Annotated in this window: 20 protein-coding genes; 12 read left to right on the plus strand and 8 right to left on the minus strand. The window is 72.4% G+C overall.

Annotated elements, in window-relative coordinates:
• Positions 1–35: 35 nt before the first annotated feature.
• Positions 36–800, plus strand: a complete 765-nt coding sequence (locus OJ962_RS20275) for a tetratricopeptide repeat protein (RefSeq protein WP_270006561.1) — start codon at positions 36–38, stop codon at positions 798–800.
• Positions 800–2017, plus strand: coding sequence for an MFS transporter (locus tag OJ962_RS20280; RefSeq protein WP_202957775.1), 1218 nt, complete (start codon positions 800–802; stop codon positions 2015–2017). Before OJ962_RS20275 ends, OJ962_RS20280 begins: the two co-directional genes overlap by 1 nt.
• Before the next feature lie 61 nt (positions 2018–2078).
• Here the strand turns inward: OJ962_RS20280 and OJ962_RS20285 are convergent, their stop codons facing one another.
• Positions 2079–3386 carry a pyridoxal phosphate-dependent decarboxylase family protein gene (locus tag OJ962_RS20285; protein ID WP_407697527.1) on the minus strand — a complete coding sequence of 436 codons (1308 nt, stop codon included), beginning with the start codon at positions 3384–3386 and terminating at the stop codon, positions 2079–2081.
• A 31-nt stretch (positions 3387–3417) separates the two neighbouring features.
• Between OJ962_RS20285 and OJ962_RS20290 the strand changes: the two genes are divergently transcribed.
• Both OJ962_RS20290 and OJ962_RS20295 read left to right on the plus strand, forming a co-directional pair.
• Positions 3418–4380, plus strand: coding sequence for a 4-hydroxy-3-methylbut-2-enyl diphosphate reductase (locus tag OJ962_RS20290; RefSeq protein WP_202957777.1), 963 nt, complete (start codon positions 3418–3420; stop codon positions 4378–4380).
• Positions 4381–4389: 9 nt separating this feature from the next.
• Positions 4390–5055: a TVP38/TMEM64 family protein gene (locus OJ962_RS20295; RefSeq protein WP_202957778.1), complete on the plus strand. Its 666-nt coding sequence runs from the start codon at positions 4390–4392 to the stop codon at positions 5053–5055.
• Here OJ962_RS20295 and OJ962_RS20300 read toward each other — a convergent pair.
• The 3 genes from OJ962_RS20300 to OJ962_RS20310 all read right to left on the minus strand — a co-directional run bounded on the left by OJ962_RS20300 (position 5044) and on the right by OJ962_RS20310 (position 6484).
• The gene (locus OJ962_RS20300; protein ID WP_202957779.1) at positions 5044–5727 is read right to left on the minus strand and encodes a hypothetical protein; all 684 of its coding nucleotides are present in this window, start codon (positions 5725–5727) and stop codon (positions 5044–5046) included. The two genes, OJ962_RS20295 and OJ962_RS20300, sit on opposite strands and share 12 nt — an antisense overlap.
• Before the next feature lie 69 nt (positions 5728–5796).
• Positions 5797–6258, minus strand: coding sequence for a Clp protease N-terminal domain-containing protein (locus OJ962_RS20305; RefSeq protein ID WP_202957780.1), 462 nt, complete (start codon positions 6256–6258; stop codon positions 5797–5799).
• 1 nt (position 6259) lies between these two features.
• Complete coding sequence (locus OJ962_RS20310; RefSeq protein ID WP_202957781.1) at positions 6260–6484, minus strand: helix-turn-helix domain-containing protein; 225 nt, start codon at positions 6482–6484, stop codon at positions 6260–6262.
• A gap of 62 nt (positions 6485–6546) precedes the next feature.
• Between OJ962_RS20310 and OJ962_RS20315 the strand changes: the two genes are divergently transcribed.
• Together OJ962_RS20315 and OJ962_RS20320 are read left to right on the plus strand one after the other, a co-directional pair.
• Positions 6547–7248, plus strand: a complete 702-nt coding sequence (locus OJ962_RS20315; protein WP_202957782.1) for a metallophosphoesterase — start codon at positions 6547–6549, stop codon at positions 7246–7248.
• A gap of 33 nt (positions 7249–7281) precedes the next feature.
• Positions 7282–10044: an Ig-like domain-containing protein gene (locus tag OJ962_RS20320; protein WP_202957783.1), complete on the plus strand. Its 2763-nt coding sequence runs from the start codon at positions 7282–7284 to the stop codon at positions 10042–10044.
• Here the strand turns inward: OJ962_RS20320 and OJ962_RS20325 are convergent.
• Positions 10041–11201, minus strand: a complete 1161-nt coding sequence (locus OJ962_RS20325) for a CaiB/BaiF CoA transferase family protein (protein ID WP_202957784.1) — start codon at positions 11199–11201, stop codon at positions 10041–10043. The genes OJ962_RS20320 and OJ962_RS20325 overlap by 4 nt on opposite strands.
• A 22-nt stretch (positions 11202–11223) precedes the next feature.
• On the opposite strand from OJ962_RS20325, the gene OJ962_RS20330 reads away from it, so the two are divergent.
• Positions 11224–12318 (plus strand): metallophosphoesterase, encoded by a 1095-nt coding sequence (locus tag OJ962_RS20330; RefSeq protein ID WP_202957785.1) that lies wholly within the window; start codon positions 11224–11226, stop codon positions 12316–12318.
• Here OJ962_RS20330 and OJ962_RS20335 read toward each other — a convergent pair.
• Positions 12296–13039, minus strand: coding sequence for a thioredoxin domain-containing protein (locus OJ962_RS20335; protein ID WP_202957786.1), 744 nt, complete (start codon positions 13037–13039; stop codon positions 12296–12298). The genes OJ962_RS20330 and OJ962_RS20335 overlap by 23 nt on opposite strands.
• A gap of 130 nt (positions 13040–13169) precedes the next feature.
• Between OJ962_RS20335 and OJ962_RS20340 the strand changes: the two genes are divergently transcribed.
• The 5 genes from OJ962_RS20340 (at position 13170) to OJ962_RS20360 (ending at position 16018) form a co-directional block, all read left to right on the plus strand.
• A complete protein-coding gene (locus tag OJ962_RS20340; protein ID WP_202957787.1) occupies positions 13170–13880 on the plus strand; it encodes a hypothetical protein in 711 nt (236 codons plus the stop codon).
• Positions 13881–13986: 106 nt separating this feature from the next.
• Positions 13987–15321: a fenitrothion hydrolase gene (locus OJ962_RS20345; protein WP_202957788.1), complete on the plus strand. Its 1335-nt coding sequence runs from the start codon at positions 13987–13989 to the stop codon at positions 15319–15321.
• Positions 15318–15455 carry a hypothetical protein gene (locus OJ962_RS20350; RefSeq protein ID WP_202957789.1) on the plus strand — a complete coding sequence of 46 codons (138 nt, stop codon included), beginning with the start codon at positions 15318–15320 and terminating at the stop codon, positions 15453–15455. Before OJ962_RS20345 ends, OJ962_RS20350 begins: the two co-directional genes overlap by 4 nt.
• A gap of 33 nt (positions 15456–15488) precedes the next feature.
• Positions 15489–15680, plus strand: coding sequence for a hypothetical protein (locus tag OJ962_RS20355; RefSeq protein ID WP_202957790.1), 192 nt, complete (start codon positions 15489–15491; stop codon positions 15678–15680).
• 80 nt (positions 15681–15760) lie between these two features.
• Positions 15761–16018, plus strand: coding sequence for a hypothetical protein (locus OJ962_RS20360; protein ID WP_202957791.1), 258 nt, complete (start codon positions 15761–15763; stop codon positions 16016–16018).
• On the opposite strand, the gene OJ962_RS20365 is transcribed toward OJ962_RS20360, so the two are convergent.
• Positions 15985–18876: a DEAD/DEAH box helicase family protein gene (locus tag OJ962_RS20365; RefSeq protein WP_202957792.1), complete on the minus strand. Its 2892-nt coding sequence runs from the start codon at positions 18874–18876 to the stop codon at positions 15985–15987. The two genes, OJ962_RS20360 and OJ962_RS20365, sit on opposite strands and share 34 nt — an antisense overlap.
• Positions 18873–19484: an SCO family protein gene (locus tag OJ962_RS20370; protein ID WP_202957793.1), complete on the minus strand. Its 612-nt coding sequence runs from the start codon at positions 19482–19484 to the stop codon at positions 18873–18875. Before OJ962_RS20370 ends, OJ962_RS20365 begins: the two co-directional genes overlap by 4 nt.
• Between the last annotated feature and the right edge of the window lie 88 nt (positions 19485–19572).

Below are 19572 nucleotides of genomic sequence, written 5' to 3' on the forward strand. Positions count from 1 at the left end.
GAGTGGAGGCCGGTTAGCGCCTCCGACAGGCCCACCTGGCGCTCGGCGACTACGAGCGTGCGCGTGCGGTGTTCCGGGACACGCTCGCCGACGCCGAGCGCACCCTCGGCGCGGCCGATCTCGACTGCGCGAGCCTCCACAACGACCTCGGCATGGTCGGCAAGTACGACGGCCGCTTCGACGACGCCGCGGCTCACTACGCCCGGGCGCTCGCGATCATCGAGGCCGAGCGCGGGTCCGCGGACGTCGCGGTCGCGGACGTCGAGCACAACCTCGGGGGCCTCGGCCACGCCCGCGGCGACTTCGCGGCGGCCGAGCCGCATGCGCGGCGGGCGGTCGCCATCCGGCGCGCAGCGCTGGGCGACGCGCACCCGACCGTGGCCGCGGACCGAGCGGCGCTGGCGGGTGTGCTCGTCGGTCTGGGGCAGCTCGAGGAGGCCGAGCACCACCTGTGGGCCGCGGTGGACACGTTCGCGCGAGCCTTCGGCGAGGAGCACCTCGAAGTCGCGACCGCGCGGACCAGCCTCGGCGCGGTGCTGCATTCGCAGGGCCGCCTGGACGAGGCGGAGGCGCTCTACCGGCAAGGGCTCACGGCGCGCGAGCGGATCGCCGGGCGCGACCATCCCGAGCTGACGACGCCGCTCATGAACCTCGCCGCGCTGATCGCCGCGCGCGGTGCGGTCGACGAGGCACGCGCGCTGTACCGGCGCGCGCTGCAGCTGCTCGACGGCGCGGTCACGGGGGACCACCCGCGCCGGACGGCCTGTCGCGACCGCCTCGCGCAGCTGGCGACGGCGTGATGCGCACCCTCGTGCCCGCACTGCCGCGCGATGCGTGGGTCGTGCTCGGGGCCGACGCGATCTCCGCCGTCGGCAGCGGGCTCACGCTGCCGTTCCTGTTCGTCTACCTGCACCAGGCCTGCGGGCTGTCGCCGGCCCTGGCCGGCCTGGCCGTCGCGTCGGTGGCGGCCGGCTCGGTGGCCGGCAACGTGGCGGGCGGCACGCTGAGCGACCGCGCCGGCGCGCGCAACGCAATGGTGGTCGGCCTCGTCTGCGCGGCGGCCGGCGCGGCGGCGCTCACGCTCGTCGATGCGCCATGGCACGCGTTCGCCGCCGCGGTCACCGTGGGCTTCGGCGCCGGCATCGTGTGGCCGGCGCAGGACGCGCTGCTCGCACGGGTCGTCGCGCCCGCCCAACGCTCGAGCGCGTTCTCGCTGCGGTTCGCCACGATGAACGCCGGCCTCGGCGTGGGTGCGCTGATCGCCGCGCTGCTGGTCTCGTCACAGCCGGGCTTCGTCGCGCTCTACCTCGCCGACGCGGCGTCGTTCCTGGTCGCCATCCCGCTGCTGCTCAACGTCCGCCCGCTCGCGCCGCCGGTCGCCGAGCACCGGACGGGGAGCTATCGCGCGGTCGTGCGCGACCGGACCTTCGTGCGCGTCTGGCTGCTCACGGCGCTGCTGGTCACGCTCAGCTACGGCCAGCTGCACTCGGCCTTCCCGGCGTTCGCGAGCGGGCCCGGCGGGCTCGACGCCGACGCCCTCGGCTTCGCGTACGCCGCCAACACGATCACGGTCGTGCTCGTCCAGCTGTTCGTGCTGCGTGCCCTGCGCGGCCGGCGCCGCACGACCGGCATCGCCGTCGCCTGCGGCGTCTGGGCGCTTGCGTGGGCGCTCGCGCTGTTCGCCGGCCAGCTCGGCGGCTCCACGCCGGCGACCGTGGCGTTCGCGCTGTCGCTGGCCGTGTTCGGGCTCGCGGAAGCGTGCCTCTCGCCCAGCTTGGCGCCGATGGTCAACGATCTCGCGCCGGCCGACCTCGCCGGTCGTTACAACGGGCTCTCGACGCTCGCCTGGACGGTCGGCTTCCTCGTCGGTCCGGCCACCGCCGGGATGGCGGTCGGCGTCGACGACGGCGCGCTGCTCCTGGGGTTCCTGGTTGCGGCGTGCGGCGCCGCCGCCTTGGCGGCGCGGCGGCTCGCGCGCCATCTGCCGTCACGGGCGAACACGATCGCCGCCGCTTAGCGGTCCCTGCCGACACGTCACCGCCGCGGGGACCGCGGGACATCACGACGGCGTGCTGCGGCTATGGCAGCGCGCGCAGGATCGACGCGGCAGAGCGGCGCACGTCGTCCTCGGTGGTCTCGTAGCCGCTGACCGAGATGCGCATCGCCTCCCGTCCTCGCCACACGGTGCCGCCGAGCCAGCACACGCCCTCGGCCTGCACACGCGCCACCGCGTCGGACGAGGCGGCGACCAGCACCTGGTTCAACACGACCTCGTTGAGAACCTCGGCGCCGCCTTCGCGCAGCAGCGACGCGAACAGCGCGGCGTGACCGCAGCACCGCTCGATCAACTCCGCCAACCCCGCTCGGCCGAGCGACCGCAGCGCCGCGTACACCGCGAACCCCCGCGCCCGCCGCGACGCCTCGGGTGTGAAGTCGTAGTTCTGGCGGTGCTCGGACTCCACCAGGTATGCGGCCGACAGCCCCATCGCCCGCCGGTGGGCATCCCGGTCGGCGACGATCGCGAGCCCGCTGTCGTAGGGCACGTTGAGCCACTTGTGCGCGTCGGTCGCCCACGAGTCGGCGCCCGCAGCTCCCGCCACGAGCCCGCGCAGCGCCGGCGAGGCCGCCGCCCACAGCCCGAACGCCCCGTCCACGTGCAGCCACGCGCCCGCCTCCCGGCACGCAGCCGCCAGCTCGCCCAGCGGATCGAACGCGCCCGTGTTCACGTTGCCGGCCTGCGCGCACACGATCGCCGGCCCGTCCAGCGACAACGCGTCCGCGAGCATCGCGCCCTGATCGTCGACCGCGACCAGCTCCGGCGGCGCCAACCCGATGAACCGCAGCGCGCTGAAGATCGTCGCGTGCGCCTCCGCGCCCGCCAGAACCCGCAGCGGCGGCGCGCCGATCAGCCCGTCCCGCGCCACGTCCCAGCCGAGCCGGCCCAGCACCTCGTTGCGCGCCACCGCCAGGCACGTCGCGTTGGCCATCTGCGCCCCCGTCACGAACCCGACCGACGCCTTCGCCGGCAGCTCGAGCACGTCCAGCACCCACCGCGCAGCGACCTCCTCGACCACGGCGGCCGCGGGGGAGGAGACGTAGGAGAACGCGTTCTGGTCCCAGACGGCGGCGAGCATGTCCGCCGCCCGCGCCGCTGGCAGCGCCTGCCCGGTCACGAACCCGAAGTAGCGGGGCCCGGCGCTCGCGACCAACCCCGGATCGACGGCCGCGACGAGCTCGTCGAGCACCCGCTCCGGAGCCTCCCCGGCCTCCGGCAACTCGCTCGCCAGGCGGGCTCGCAGCACCTCCGGGTCCACCGGCACGCCGACCGGACGTTCGTCCAAACGCGCCAAGAAACCCTCGGCATGACGGAATACGGGGTCGAGCATGGCGTCAGAGTCTCCTAGACTGGGACCTCAGATGCACGCTCCGGAACAGCTCCTGCTCGCCGCTCCGCGCGGCTACTGCGCCGGCGTCGACCGCGCCGTCCAGACCGTCGAGCGCGCGCTCGAGCTGCACGGCGCGCCCGTCTACGTGCGCAAGGAGATCGTCCACAACAAGCACGTCGTGGAGACGCTGCGCGAGCGCGGAGCGGTCTTCGTCGACGAGCTCGACGACAGCATCCCCGAGGGCGCGATCACCGTCTTCTCCGCCCACGGCGTGTCGCCGGCCGTCCACGCGGACGCCGAGCGCCGCAACCTGCAGACCATCGACGCGACCTGCCCGCTGGTGACCAAGGTCCACCGCGAGGCGATCAAGTTCGCGGCCGAGGGCTACACGATCGTCCTCATCGGCCACGCCGGCCACGAGGAGGTCGAGGGCACGATGGGCGAGGCGCCCGACCGCATCGTCCTGATCGAGACCGAAGCGGACGTGGACACGCTCGAGGTCGAGGACGAGCACAAGCTCGCCTACATCAACCAGACGACGCTGTCGGTGGACGAGACGCGCGGCATCATCGCCCGACTGCGCGAGAAGTTCCCGCACATCACGGGTCCGCGCACGGACGACATCTGCTACGCCACGACCAACCGTCAGGCCGCCGTCCGCCAGATGGCCGACCAGTGCGATCTCGTCCTGGTGATCGGCTCCAAGAACTCCTCGAACTCGAACCGCCTCGTGGACGTGGCGCGTGACCTCGGCACGCCCGCGTACCTGATCGACAACGCGGATCAGATCGAGGAGGAGTGGCTCACCGACGCGAAGGTCGTCGGCGTGTCCTCCGGCGCCAGCGTCCCGGAGACGTTGGTCAACGACCTCGTCGCGTTCTTCCGCGAGCGCGGCACCGAGGACGTGCGGGAGTTCGAGGTCCTGCGCGAGGACGTGCGCTTCATGCTGCCGAAGCAGATCCGGCAGGCCATGACGGCCGCCGCCGAAGCCTAGCCTCGGCCCTTGCGCACGCTCCTGCCGACCCTGGCCGCGATCGCCATCGCGGCAGTGTTGGTGCTGGCCATCGAGCCGTTGCGTGTCGCCACCGGACATGCGCTGCACGGCGACGTCGACGCGCTGCAGGCCGAGCTCGAGTCGCTCGGCGTGTGGGGCGCGCTCGTGCTCGTCTCGCTGATCCTCGTGCACGCCGTCGTGCTGTTCCCGGCCGAGATCCCGAACGCGGTCGCCGGCCTGGTCTACGGGTTCGGCATCGCGCTGCCGATGGTGATGGCCGCGTGGACCGCTTCCGGCCTGATCGCGTACTACCTCGGCGTCTGGATCGGGCGTCCGCTCGCGGTCCGGCTCGCGGGAGAGGAGCGGGTGGAGTCCGCGGAGCGCGTGATCGGCAAAGGCGGCATCGCCGCCCTGCTGCTCGCGCGCCTGATCCCGTTCGTGCCGTTCAGCCTCGTCGGCTACATCGCAGGCGCGACCCGTGTCTCGGTCTGGCGCTACACGTGGACGTCGGCCGTCGGCGTGCTGCCGATCACGGCCGCCGCCACCTACCTCGGGCACGCCCTGGACGACTTCTCGCTCTCAGACCCGCTGGTCTGGGTGGCGGGCGGCGCGCTCGTGGTGCTGATCGTGCTGACGATCCCGGTCGCGCGCCGCATGCACAAGTCAAACCGCTAGCGGGGAGCGCCGGCGCGGCGCCAGCGCGCCGCCGACCATCAGGCCCGCCCCGCCCACCAGGAGCACCACGCCGCTGATCAGCGCGGTCAGCTTCAGCGTGCCGACGAGCGGGACGTCGCTGCCGACGGCCACGCCGGCGTCGACCGCGGGTGAGCCGTCCGCGTTCATCACCACCACCGACCAGTCGCCGCCCTCGACGTCCCAGTCCAGCCGCTGCGGGCCGCTGCCCTGCGCCTGCGCGACCCAGATGTCGCGCCCGGCCGGAGCCGCCGGCCGCGCGTTGCCGTCGCTCATGCGGTAGTCCGCGGCGAACGGGTCGACCTCGACGTCGGTGAGCGTCGCGTGGGCGCTCGCGGCGAGGTAGTCCTTGACGTCGCGCGAGCGCGCGATGCCGACGAACACCGGCTTGCCGCCGTTCGGGCGCACGTCGAAGCGCACCGTGCCGGACACGACGCCCGGAAGGTCGTGGTCGACGTCGAAGTTCTCGGTCGCCAGCGCGTACGTCGAGGTCGAGAAGCGCTCGCTGTCGGTCATGTAGTAGCCGTCGGCGTCCTTGCGATCGTCGAGCCAGGCGAAGCTCGCGCCCACCGCGAGCAGCACGACCGCGAGCGAGGCGAGGACACCGCCGGTGACGAGGGCCGCGAGGCGGCCGCCGGAGGGGTTCGAGTTCATGCCTCCAGGCTCTCAACCCACGCGCCCGGCGACCGTGACGCCAGCTGGCGTCCGGACCTCCGGCGACCCCTACGTCACCGCGCTGATCGCCGTAGCCAGCTCCTCCTGGTCGATGTCCACGAGCCCCAGCGCGCGCGGGACCGTCCCGCGCCGCGCCCGCAGGACGCCGAGGACGACGTGCCCGGTCCCGATGCGGGTGTCCTTGCGCTCCGCCGCCGCCCGCAACGCGCCCTCGAGCGCGGCCTTCGAGGAGTGCGCGAAGTCGGGCTTGCTCACGTGCGGGGCGAAGGCGGGCCGCGCGGCGCTGATGCCGACCGCGGCGAGGCTGCGCTCGCGCTCGAGGTCCAGGGCGTGCCGCAGGCCGTCCTCGTCGAGGCCGTGCCAGCGCAGCGTCTCGGCCACGGGGTCGCGCTGGCGCGCGGCGGCGAACAGCAGGTGCTCGGCCTCGACGCTCGTCGCCCCGAGCTCGTGTGCGATCTCGACCGCGTCGCGCACGATCACCCGCGCGTCCTTCGTGAAGCGATTGAACACGTCAACGTCTCCTCAGCTCGACGCCGGCGGCGATCAGCCGCTTGGCGTGCTTCTTGTGCACGGCCTGGCGCGTGACGCCGAGCGCCTCCGCGACCTCGGGCCAGCTCCAGCCCGTGCGCATCGCGCGCTCGACCTCCGCGGCCTCCAACTGCTCGGCGAGGCGCCGCAGCGCGACCACGGCGGCGAGGCCGTCCGCCGGGTCCTCAGGCGTGGCAAGGTCGATCATCACGGAAGCAACCGTAGTTGACTAACGGCGATCTGTCAACCCGAGTTGCTAGCGTCTCCGGCGTGCCCCACCTCATCGCCCAGCTCAGCGACCCTCACCTCCGGCTCGACGACGAAGCGTCGGTGCGCGGCCTGGAGCGCGCGGCGGCGCGTGTCGCGGCGCTGAACCCGGCCGCCGTACTGCTCACGGGCGACATCGCCGACACCGGCGCACCGGAGGAGTACGAAGCCGCCGTCCGGGCGCTGGCGCCGATCCAGGCGCCGGTGTACCGCACCGCCGGCAACCACGACCGCTTCGAGGAGCGTCAGCAGTACGTGGCCGAGGTCGAGCCCGTGCGGCTGGTCGTGTGCGACACGTCGGTGCCAGGGCGCGACGACGGCTCGCTCGACGTGGACTGGATCGAGAGCCAGCTGGAGCCGGGCACGCCGACGATCATCGCCATGCACCATCCGCCGGTCGCGATGGGCCTGGCCTGGCTGGACGAGATCGCGCTGCCGCGCGAGCAGACGGAGGCGCTCGCCGGCCTGCTGCGGCGCAACCCGCAGGTGGTGCGCGTCGTCGCCGGCCACGTGCATCTCGCCGCGACGGCGACGCTCGGCGGCTGCTCGGTCGTAACCTGCGCGGGCACGCACATCCAGGCCGTGTCGGACTTCGACGCGACCGGCATGGTGACCTCACGCGAGGAGCCGCCGTCGGTGCTCGTGCACGCGTTCCTGGACGACGGCGCGGTCATCACGCACGTCGTCCCCGTCACACCCGCGTAACGGGAAGGTGCGGCCTCGGGGTACGGTCCCGGCATGCGCCGAATCGCCGGAATCGCGCTCATAGCGCTCACCGCGACCGCCGTCGGAGCTGAGGCTGCCGCAGCACAGGCCGGCTCCGAGACCGTCGTCATCTCCGAGTTCCGCACGCGCGGGCCCGCCGGTGGCAACGACGAGTTCGTCGAGCTTCGCAACCGCTCGGCCGCGCCCGTGGACATCTCGGGCTGGCTGCTGCAGGGCTGCGCCTCGGGAACGCCGGGCAACGCGAGCACGCGCGCCACCGTGCCCGGGGGCGTCACGCTCGCACCGAACCAGTCGTACCTGTTCGCCAACGACGCGACCGGCGGCTACTCGGGGACCGTCGCGCCCGACCAGATCTACGGCACGGGCTTCACCGACTTCTCCAGCACCAACTTCGCGGGCATCCGGCTCGTCACCGGGTCAACGACCGTTGACGGAGTCGGCGCACCGCAGAGCCCGTGCCGCGAGGGCACCGGCATCACCACGCCGACCACGAGTACCGACAGCGCGTTCGAGCGCACCGGCGGCACCGCGGACACGAACGACAACGCCGCCGACTTCCAGGGGCCGAAGGCCGGAGATCCGCAGAACCGCGGCGGTGGCGGCGACCCGGTTCCGGAGGTCGAGAGCTCCGAGCCCGCCGACAACGCCAACAACGTCGCGCGCGGCGCCAACCTGCGCGTCACCTTCTCCGAGCCGGTCGAGCCGGCCGCGAACACGGTCAGCCTCACCTGCGACGACACCGCCGTGGCGGTCACGGTCACGGGTGAGAGCGACACGGTGTACGTGCTCGACCCGCAGGCCGACCTGCCCGCGGGCGCGACGTGCGTGCTGCGCGTGGAGGGGGACGGCTACGGCGGCGCCGACTACAGCGCCACGTTCACCACGACGGGCCAGGAAGGCCTGCGCATCCACGACATCCAGGGCGCGGCGCACCTGTCCCCGTACCGCAACACCCTTGTCGCGGGCGTGGAGGGCATCGTCACCGCCCGTCGCTTCAACGGCTTCTACATCCAGGACCCGCGGCCCGATCGCGACCCCAAGACGTCCGAGGGCATCTTCGTCTTCACCGGCTCCGCGCTGCCCGCGGCCGCGCAGCCGGGCGCGAAGGTCTCCGTCTCCGGCCGCGTGACCGAGTTCCGCCCGAGCTGCACGCCGTCCTGCGCCGCCCCGGACTTCCCGAACGGCGACTTCGGCGCCTCCGCCTACGCGAACCTCACGATCACCGAGATCGACCGCGCGACGGTCACGGCTTCGGGCACCGGCACGATCCGCCCGACGCTCGTCGGTCGCGGCGGCCGCGTCCCGCCCGAGGCCGTCATCGACAATGACACGCCCGACCCGCAGGCCGACGAGCCGCCGCTGATCACCGGCAACGTCGAAGAGCCGGGCTCGCGCTTCGATCCCGAGCAGGACGGCATCGATTTCTACGAGTCGCTGGAGGGGATGCTGACCGAGGTCCGCCGCGGCTACGTGACCGAGCCGACGAACGTCTTCAGCGCCGGCGCGGCCAACGAGAACGCCGAGATCGCGGTCGTGACCGAACCGTCGGACCTCTCGAAGCGCGGCGTGCTGCCGGTGCGGGCGTACGACCGGTTCGCGCCGCGCGAGTACCGCTTCGGCGACTTCAACCCCGAGCGGATCATCCTCAACGATCCGGTCACGCGCGACAACGACCTCGACCCGCTGCCCAACGCCCAGGTCGGCGACCGCTTCGAGGACATCACGGCCGTCGTGGACTACTCGTTCGGCAACTTCAAGTTCCTCGTGACCGAGCCGCCGACCTTCCGACGCGGCGACCTCAAGCCGGAGGTGGCCAAGCCGGCCGGCCGCGACGAGCTCTCGATCGCCTCCTACAACGTCGAGAACCTGGACGCGGTCAACGACCTCGAGCGGATGCCCGCGATCGCACGCCAGATCATCGACAACCTGCGCTCGCCGGACATCCTCACGCTCAGCGAGGTGCAGGACCTGGACGGTGAGGGCCCGCTCGGACCGGCCGGGGATCCGACGTGGCAGGCGCTCGTCGCCGCGATCCGCGCGGCGGGTGGCCCGGCCTATGAGTACCGGCAGATCGACCCCGTGCACAACGCCGACGGCGGCGCGCCGAACGCGAACATCCGCGTCGGCTTCCTGTTCAACCCGCGCAGGGTCGAGTTCGTCGACCGGCCGGGCGGCACGTCGACCACCGGCACGACCGAGAACACGGCGCAGCCCGGCGCGCAGCTGACGTTCAGCCCGGGCCGCATCGATCCGACCAACCCGGCCTTCACCAACAGCCGCAAGCCGCTCGCGGGCGAGTTCCGCTACCGCGGCCGGCCGCTGTTCGTGGTCGCCAACCACTTCGCCTCCAAGGGCGGGGACGCGCCGCTGTTCGGGCGCTTCCAGGAGCCCTACCGGCCAAGCGAGATCCAGCGCCGCCAGCAGGCGGACGTCGTCAACGCGTGGGTGCGGAGCCTGCAGCGGGCCGACCCGTTCGCGCGCGTGGTGGTGGCCGGTGACCTCAACGACTTCGAGTTCTCGGAGTCGGTGCGGATCCTGCAGCGCGGCACCGACGAGCGCGGCTACGAGCTCGTCGATCTGTGGAACTTCGTGCCCCAGCGCGAGCGCTACAGCTACATCTTCCAGGGCAACGGGCAGGTCCTGGACCACATCCTGGTGAGCCCGCCGCTGCTGCTGTTCAAGCCCGAGTTCGACGCCGTGCACATCAACGCCGAGTTCGACGACGAGCAGCTGTCGGACCACGACCCGCCGCTGCTGCGGCTGTCTATCCGCTAGAGCGGGGGGGGCTCGGGGGGGCGGCAGCCCCACCGGGCTATTTCCCGCCGGAGATCGTCGCCGTGCTCGTCCAAGGCGGGCGGGCCACGGCGGATCTCCGGCCGCTCGCCGTCCAGCCGCAGCGGCGGGCGCACGAGCGGGAGCCCATCGATCTCCTCGACGGGCTCCATGCCGAGCTCGGACGCGAGGGCGAAGGCCTCGTCGACACCGTTGATCGGCCCGGCGGGGACCTTCGCCTCGCGCAGGACGGCGAGCCAGTGCTCCGCCGGCTGCTCGCGCAGCACGGCCTCGAACGCGTCCATCAGCTCGTCGGCGTGAGCGACGCGCGCTTCGTTGGAGCTGAAGCGCCCATCCGACGGCAGCTCCGGCAGGCCGAGCGCCTCGCACAGCCGCACGAAGATCCGCTCGTTGCCGACCGCGATCGCGAGCGGCCGGTCGGCGGTCGCGTACGTCTCGTAGGGCACGATGCTCGGGTGGCGGTTGCCGCGCCGGCGGCCGGTCACGCCCGCCGCGACCCAGGCCGTGCCCTGGTTGAGCAGGCAGGTCAGCGCGGAGTCCATCAGCGAGACCTCGACGTGGCGGCCGCGCCCGGTCGATGCGCGTTCGACGAGCGCCGCCTGGATGCCGTTCGCCGCGAGCAGCCCGCACACGAGGTCGACGACCGCCGTCCCCGCCTTCAGCGGCTGTCCGTCCGGCTCGCCCGTCACGGACATCAGCCCGCCCATGGCCTGCAGCAGGAAGTCGTAGCCCGGCAAGCCCGCCGCCTCCGGGCCGCTGCCGAACGCGGTCACCGAGCAGGTGACCAGGCGCGGGTTGGCTTCCCGCAGCGCGCCGAGCCCGAGGCCCAGCTCCTCGATCAGCCCGGGCCGGAACGACTCGATCAGCACGTCCGCGCGCCCGGCCAGCGTGCGCGCGAGCGCCACGTCGGCCGGATCCTTGAGGTCGAGCGCGATCGAGCGCTTGTTGCGGTTCAGGCCCAGGTAGTACGTCGAGACGCCGTCGCGCCAGGGTGGACCCCAGGCGCGCGTGTCGTCACCGCCGTCGGGCCGCTCGACCTTGATCACGTCCGCGCCGAGGTCCCCGAGCAGCATCGCCGCGAGCGGTCCGGCGAGCACGCGCGAGAAGTCGGCGACGAGGATCCCGTCCAACGGAGCCATGTGCGGGCACACTAGTGCGCGGATGAAGACTCTCGTCGTCTCGGATCTGCACATCGGTCACCGCGCCCGCGACCTGCTGCGCCGCCCCGATCTGCAAGAGCCCCTGTTGGACGCGCTCGACCGCGTCGACCGCTTCGTCATCCTCGGCGACGGCTTGGAGCTGCGCGAGGCCGCGCACCGCGACGCGGTCGACGGGGCCGCGCCGTTCTTCGCGGCAGTCGGCAGCCGGCTCGGGCCCGACAAGGAGTTCATCCTGCTCTCCGGCAACCACGATCACGGGCTGGCCGCGGGCTGGATCGACTCGCGCCTGCAGACGGAGGCGCCCGGCTTCCTCGGCCTCGAGCAACGCTTCGACGCGCACGGGCCGCTGGCGAGCGCCCTGGCGGAGGCCGCGCGGCCCGCACGGCTGCGCTTCGCCTATCCGGGGCTGTGGCTCCGCGACGACGTCTACGCCTTCCACGGCCACTATGCCGACGCGCACGCAACCGTCCCGACCTTCGAGCGGGTGCTGGTCGGCGCGATGGCGCGGTGGGTCACGCCGCTGCCGAGCCCGCACGCGACGGCCGACGACTACGAATCCGTGCTCTCGCCGCTGTACGCATGGCTGTACGCGCTCACCCAGCGCACGGAACGCTCGCTCGTCTCGCACGGAGGCGGCGCGTCCTCGCGCTCCTACAAGGCGCTCACGGCCGAGCGCACGCCGCGTTCACTCGCGCTGCGCGCGGGGTACCGCGGCGCCGTGGCCTCGCTCAACGCGATCGGGCTCGGCCCGCTGCAGCCCGGCCTGTCACCGACCGCTCTGCGCCGGGGGTACTTGCACGGCATCAGCGAGGTGATCCGCCGGTTGCAGATTCCGGCGCGACACGTCATCTGGGGGCACTCACACCGCTCGGGGCCGTGGCCGACCGACGATCCGGCGGAGTGGCAGGTCAACGGCACGCGCATCCACAACACCGGCTCGTGGGTCTACCAGCCGCACTTCCTCACGCCCGAGCCCAACGGCTCCCCCTACTGGCCGGGAACCGCGGTCCTCGTGGACTCGGACGGGCCACCGCGGCTGCTGCGCCTGCTCGGCGACCGCGGCCACGAGGAGCTCAGGCCACGAGACCCGGCGTGAAGCAGGTGGCGTGGACGACCACGCCCTCGGTGACCTCGAACTGCAGCTCGCCGCGCGTGTGGCGCTCGTGGTGGACGACCTCGATCGCGCCGGGCTCGAAGATGTCGAACACCTCGCCGTTGACGCGGATCGCGCCGACACCGTCCACGACCGCCCACACGCCGCCGGCCTCGTACGGGCCGGAGTAGGCGCCGGGCTGGTCGGCGGTCTGCGGCGCGATCAGCGCGTCCTCAGCGTCCTCGGGACGCAGCGGCTCCACCACGTCGCGCTCGATGCCGAGCAGCTCCTGGATCTCGCGCTCGGTCTCCGCGTAGGCGCCCTCGCCGTAGTGCATCGAGAACAGCTTGTGCTCGGGCGTCCACAGGTAGCGGGCGGGCCAGCCCTCGTTGCCGTACAGGTCCCAGACGTCCAGGTTGGTGTCGATCAGCACCGGCCAGGGGATCTCGAGCCGCTCGACCGCGCGCCGGACGTTGTCGTCCTCGCGGGCGGGCGGAAAGCCGCCGGTGTGGACGCCGATGATCCGCAGGCCGGCCTCCGCGTAGCGCTCGTGCCAGACCTTCAGGTACGGGAGCGTGCGCAGGTTGTTGACCCGGCAGAAGTCCCAGAACTCGACCAGGACGACCTTCCCGCGCTGCTCGTGCATCTTGAGCATCGCGACGTTGCACCACGGCAGGTTGCGCGGGAACGGGGGCGGGGTGATGCTCTCGTCGGCGGCACGCATTCCGAACCGGCGACCGTAGCAGCGAAACCTTTTAGTTTTTGACGTGTTGTTGGTAAGTCTGCGGTGCGGTGCGCCCCACCCCGCGCCCGTCCTGCCAAGAAACACCGTCTCAAACGAGGAGAGTCCGCAGTTGCGAAAGTCCTTCTTCGTCGCCAGCGTGGCGACGCTTGCCCTGGGTACCGCCGGCGTTGCCTACGCGCAGCTCCCTGACCCCAGCATCGAGGCCACTGGTAGCGGCTCGCCGTCCAAGGCCGGAACGAAGTCCAAGCCGAAGGCCGTGACCTTCAAGCTGGACGTCAAGAACAACGCGGAAGCCAAGACGACCGCGAAGTCGATCAAGATCACGTTCCCGAAGACCATCAAGGTCTCCACCAAGGGCCTCAACGAGTGCGATCCGGAGACCGATCAGGCGCTGATCGACGACCCGTCGCAGTGCAGCTCCTCCAAGGCCGGTAAGGGCTCCGCCAGCGCGAACCTGAACCCGTTCTCCGCGACGCCCGCGCCGCTGAACTTCCAGATCCAGCCGTACGTCGGCAAGAACGAGATCCTGTTCCTGCTCTCCGGCTCGGCCAACACGATCCTGCACGGCAAGATCAAGGGCCAGTCGATGACGATCGAGATCACGCCGGACCTGCAGCAGCCGGTCACGGGCGTGTTCTCGGCGCTGAACGAGATCGCGGCCACGATCAAGGCCAAGAAGGGCAAGAACTCGCTCATCTCGGCCGTGGGCTGCAGCGGCGGCAAGCACACCATCGGCGTCGAGGTGGCCTACGTCGGCAACCCGAACCCGCCGGCGAAGCCGTCCGCGAAGGACTCCTTCGACATCAAGTGCTCCAAGTAACACTGAAGTAGAGGCGGAGATCCCCTCCGCCCCACCCCGATCATCCGACCTTGACCAGCGGCCCTACGTTTCGGCGTGGGGCCGTTGCCGTTCCTAGACTCGGCGCGTGCTCCTGTTCGCGCACGGGATCGTCGGCCGCGCCGATCTCCCGATTCCCGAGACGTTGTTCGCGGCCGCCGCTTCCGGCGTGCTGGTGGTGTCGTTCGTCGCGCTCGCGCTCGGCTGGTCCAAGCCGCAGCTGCAGGCCCGGACGGGCCGTCCGCTGCCGCGGATTCCGCGCCCGGTCGAGGTCGTGTGCGGCGCCATCGGTGTCTTCGTCTTCTTCCTCGCCGTCTACGCCGGCCTGTTCGGCACCGACACGCAGAGCCAGAACTTGGCGCCGACCGCGGTCTACGTCGGCTTCTGGGTCGGCATCCCGTTCCTGTCGCTGCTGTTCGGGGACGTCTTCCGCCTGTTCAACCCGTGGCGGGCGCTCGGACGCCTCACGGGGTGGATCACGGCGCGCTTCGGCGCGCTGCCGGAGCCGCTCGAGTACCCGGCGCGGGTGGGACGGATCCCGGCGGCGGTGTGGCTGTTCGCGTTCGCCATCTGCGAGCTGGCCTGGGCGCGCGGCACACAGCCCGGCTTCCTCGCGATCCTGATGCTCGTCTACCTCGTCGTGATGCTGGTCGGTATGAGCCTCTACGGCGTGGAGCCGTGGGTGCGCAACGCGGACGCGTTCGGCGTGCTGTTCGGGCTGATCGGCACGCTCGCGCCGGTCGGGGAAGGACGGCTGCGCGTGCCCACCACCGCCACGGCCCGCCTGACCCCGGTCGTGGGCACGGCCGCGCTGGCCGTCGTCGCCGTCGGCTCGACCGCGTTCGACGGCGCCAAGGAGGGCGCGCTGTTCAACGGCATCGCCAAGGACCTGCAGACGTTCTTCCGCGACCTCGGCGTCCCGATCGGGCTCTCGCTGGAGCTCGCGTTCGTGCTCGGCCTCGCCGGCGCGTGCGCGATCGTCGGGCTCATCTACTTCCTCGGCATGCGCGGGATGACGACACCCGCGGGCAAGACGCGGCGGGAGCTGTCGCTGGCGTTCGCGCACACCCTGATCCCGATCGCCGCCGGCTACCTCGTCGCGCACTACTTCTCGCTGCTGGCCTACAACGGCCAGGACCTGTGGCGGCTGCTCAGCGACCCGCTCGGGGACGGCTCGAACTGGTTGGGCGCCGCCGAGCGCGACATCGACTACGGCGTCGTGAGCGCCACCGGCATCTGGTACGTGCAGGTCGGCGCGCTCGTCGTCGGCCACGTCGCCGCGCTCGTCCTCGCGCACGATCGCGCGCTCGAGCTCTACGGCTCCGCCCGGGCCGCCACCCGCTCGCAAGTTGTCATGCTGATCCTGATGGTGGCGTTCACCTGCCTCGGGCTGTGGCTGTTGTCGGCGGCGCTGAACGCATGACGCCCCTGTTCGCGCATCCCGGCCACTGGCTCGCCCAGCTGCTGTACCTGGCGCCGGTCGCCGCGATGATCGGCGCGTTGCTGTGGGCGCGCTTTCGCGGAAGCTCCGAAATCGACGAGGACGAAGAGGTTTAGACCACTCGCCTCGCGGGCAGCGGCTCCCGCGAAGTGTTCGGTCTGATCGAAGAGGTCTTCGTGCTGTGGAGCGCCGCGCGCGCCGAGGCCAACGATGCCTACGACGCCTGGTGCGAGGCTCCCGGCCTTGACGCCTACGCCGTCTATCGCGCCGCCGAGGACCGCGCGGACGCCGCGGAGACCGATCTCGCGAACCTCACCGCCGGCGCCCTGAACTTCGTCTGAGGTCCGAAAGACAACCAGCTGGACTCTCGCCGCGTAATCCATGGTGTGTCCAGCGGACTTTCGGGCATCCCCCTCACGCGATGAGCACCAGCGATCTGCGATCTCTCCTCGACGACGTGCCGGACACGCTCGAGATCGTGCTGCGCCGGGAGCCCTCCTGGAGCCCGGTGATGGAGGCCTGGCGCGACGCTGCCGAAGAGGCCGCGGAGGCACTGGCAGCCTGGCGCCGTCACCCCTCGTTGGCAGCCTACGCCGTCTACCGCGCGGCCCAGGATCGCGAGGATGCGGCCCTGGACACGCTTCGTCAGACCCACACGTCGCGCACCAGCGTCTCGTAGCCGCCGTCCGCCGAAGCGGCCTCGGCACGGGCCTCGTGGCCCTCCTCGGAGCGCTGCGTGAACACCAGCCGGCCCGGGCCCATGTGCCGCCGGGACGCACGGGCGAACGCCTCGGCGCGCTCCTTGTTCCGTGCGAGGTCGGCCGGGACGGGGTGCAGGCGCTCGTCGAACGGCGGCCGGCGCGTGAGCACGCGGCCGAGTAGGCCGAGCGGGCCGCGTCGCGGGTCCGCCAGCGGGCGGGAGACGAGGTAGCGCGGGTTGTCGCTGAGGCTCACCAGCTCATCGAGCGCCGTGGCGAACCGCTTGCCCTCCTCCGCCGTCGCGCGCGTGAGCTCACAGCGCAGGTAGCCCGAGGCGCGCGGCTCGATCGTGAGGCTGTTCGCGGCCTCGGGCGTCAGCTCGTCCAGCTCGCGATAGGCGTCGATGACGGCGCGGGCGGCGGCGTCGAGCGGGAGCACGAGCGGGAGCCGTTGCTTGGCGGCGCCGAGCCGGACGGCGGCCCACGCGAGGCCGGCCGGCGCCAGCGCGAGCCCGATCAGCAGCGGCGGGGCGCTGGCCGCGACGCCGAGCGCGCCGAACGCCGCGCCGCCGCCGAGGCCGGTGCCGATCGGGACCCGCTGGGATAGGTGCAGCGGCCGGCCCGGCTTGCTCGTGACCTTCGGCGCAGGCGCCTGCGAGCGGCGCCGCACCAGCAGGGTGGGCAGCTCGACGCCGCGGTAGGGCGTGCCGATCTTCCAGCGCTCGCGCGCCGCGTCCCGCTGCGCCGCGCGCTGCAACAGCTGGGCGTTGAGCTCGCGAAAGCGCTCGACGGGCGGCGGGCCGAACGGGCCGAGCTCGGGATGCACGTGCGAAGGGCCCGCCTCCACCTCGCCGTCCTCGGCCGGCGCGAACAGGTTCAGGTGCTTGCGCACGAAGCGCTCGTAGTCGGCGTTGCCGCGCACGAGGTCGGGTGCGACGCACACGACGTCCCAGTTGGAGGCGACCTTCTGCGGGTCGGCCGGGTCCAGCCGGAGCGAGCGGCCGCGCATCTGCTGGACCGAGACGCCGGTGGTCGCGATCGTCATGTCGATCAGGACGTTCAGCGGCGGGCAGTTCCAGCCCTCGCCGAGCAACGCGCGCGTCCCGACGAGCACCTGCGTCGTGCCCTCGACGAACAGCCGCGTGGCGAGTTCCACCCACGCGCGCGGCATCCACTCCGCGCCCTGGGAGTGCAGCGTGACGAGCAGGCCGTCCGGCTCGGCCTCCCAGTCGGTGAGCTTGAAGTGATCCTGCGCGGTCGCCTCCAGCGCGGTGAGCAGCACCTCGGCGTCGGCCGGGTGGCAGCGCAGCCCGCGGCCGGAGACCAGCAGCGGCCGCAGGTGCGCGACGCGGTCGTCGGCGGCGATCGCCAGCAGCACGTGGCGGGCGGTGCCGGCGGCGGGATCGAGGACGCCCGTGAGCGCGTCGTCGGGGCGCTGCGCGGCGAGCTCGGCGTCGGTGAGCACGAGCGCGCGGGTCCGCTCGCCCCGGTGCTCGAGCTCGTGCGCGAGCACGTCCACGAGCGCGTGCGCCTTGGCCTGCGAGCCCGTCAGCAGGCGGTCGACCTCAGACGTGCCGCGGCGGATGCCCTGGCGCGTGAGGTTGAAGCCGAGCTCGCGCAGCGCGGCGGCGATCGCCTCGTACTGGTCGGCCGCCTCGCGGGACGGGTCGGAAGCGAGCTTGCGCAGCGCGTAGTCCTCGAGCAGCACGAGCCAGTCGTCGAGGTCGGGCCGGCGGCGGTAGGCCTCGCCGCGCGGCGCGCCAGTCGGCACGCGCAGGTCGGCGGAGAGCAGGAAGCGCACGCCGGCGCGGGCGAGCTTGGGGCTGCGGCGCTGGAACTCCGGCCATGACAGCTCCGTCTCGTCCTCGGCGGAGCGGCGGCGGTCGTGCAGGCGCCCGATGACCCACTCGGGGAAGTCGCCGTCATGGAGTGCGGTGATCAGCTCGCGGAAGCGCGTGTCGTGCTCGGCCAGCCAGTCGCGCTCGGCCTGCAGCGGCTCGGTGAGGATCGCGAGCTCTTGATAGGGCGCCAGGTGGCCGTCGCGGACGACGGCCGGGGTGGGGACCGTGAAGTCCACCGGGCCAAGCAGCGCGTCATAGAGCTCAGCCTCAGCTTCAGGGAGAGACACCGGCGGTGTGGCGGTGAGCCCGATCACGTGCACGCCCTCCGGCAGTTCCTGCAGCACGGCGCGCACGACGTAGCCCCAGAGGCTCGCCAGGTGGTGGCACTCGTCGAGCAGCACGACGCCGACGCCCATGTTCGCGAGCTGCTGGACGCGCTTGCGCGCCGGCTCGGACAGCAGGTCGCGCAGCTCGACGCCCGCGTGCTCGCCGCGCGCGACCTCGCGCTTGAGGGCGGCGGAGATGCGCGCCAGCTCCCTCGCCCGCCGGTTCGCGGCCTCGCCCTCGAACGCCTCGCCCTCGCGCAGGGCCTCCTCGCGCGTCATGCCGGTGGCGGCGGCGCGCTCGTCGGCCCAGCGCGACTGCGCGAGCCGGCCGAGCAGGATCTCCGGATCCTCGAGCTGGCACAGCGCCTGGTAGGACAAGCATGCGATCGGCTTGAGCGGGTCCGCGCCGGCGACCTCCTCCGGGCGGTCGGTGAACGACGCGACCGCGCGCGGCCACTGCTGCTGGATGCCCTGGTTGGGCGCGAGCACGAGCGCCCGCTTGCCGACCCGGCGGATCAGCTCCACGCCGAGCAGCGTCTTGCCCGACCCGGGCGGCGCGACGATGTGCGTGCGCAGGCGCCCGTTGTGGCGGTCCTTCTCGAACGCGGCCAGCGCCGCCCGCTGATACGGACGCCACTCGCCGTAGAACTGCAACTCGCGGAAGCGCGTCACAGCCGGCCGAGATCGTTGGCCAGGGCCTCCTGCGTCATATGGTCGAAGGGAAAGCCGATCCTCTGCATGCCGTTCGCGTCCGCGAGGATCGTATGCGCTGAGTGCTCCAGATCGTCCTGCTGGGGCTGGACGGCGAACGCCTCCCACACCGGCGCGAGCTCTTCGCGGGTGCCGAGCAGGAACGTCATCCGGCCGGTCATGCCCTGCTTGAGCAGGAACGACTCCGCGCGCTTGGGGTTGTCGTTGACCGGGTCGACGGAGATGCCGACCACCTGCACGTCTTCGCGGTCGAGGTCGTCGACGGCGCCCTTGATCGTCTGCACCTGCGCCGGGCACGTGTCCTCGCAGGTGGAGTAGACGAACGCGTAGACGACAGGCTTGCCCTTGAGGCTCGAGCTGGTGACCGGCTTGCCGTCCTGGTCGGTGAGGGTGAAGTCGGGCACCGGCTGACCGGGCGGGCGGATGGCGCCGGCCCAGCCGTCGGCGCTGAGCTCGAGCGCGTTGGGGTTCGGGCCGTCGCTGCGCGCCGCGAGCGTCGCGCCGATCACCGCGGCGAGCGCGCAGAGCGTGAGCGCGACCAGGGCGAGGCGGAGGCGGGCACCGAGCACCGACTAGAGGCTAGTCAGGGCGCTCCGAGATTCCGACAACCGTTGGATGAGCGCGCTCCGCGGCTCCCGTACGGTCAGCCGGAGAGGG

Source organism: Solirubrobacter deserti, from assembly GCF_027587175.1.
Classification (GTDB): domain Bacteria; phylum Actinomycetota; class Thermoleophilia; order Solirubrobacterales; family Solirubrobacteraceae; genus Solirubrobacter; species Solirubrobacter deserti.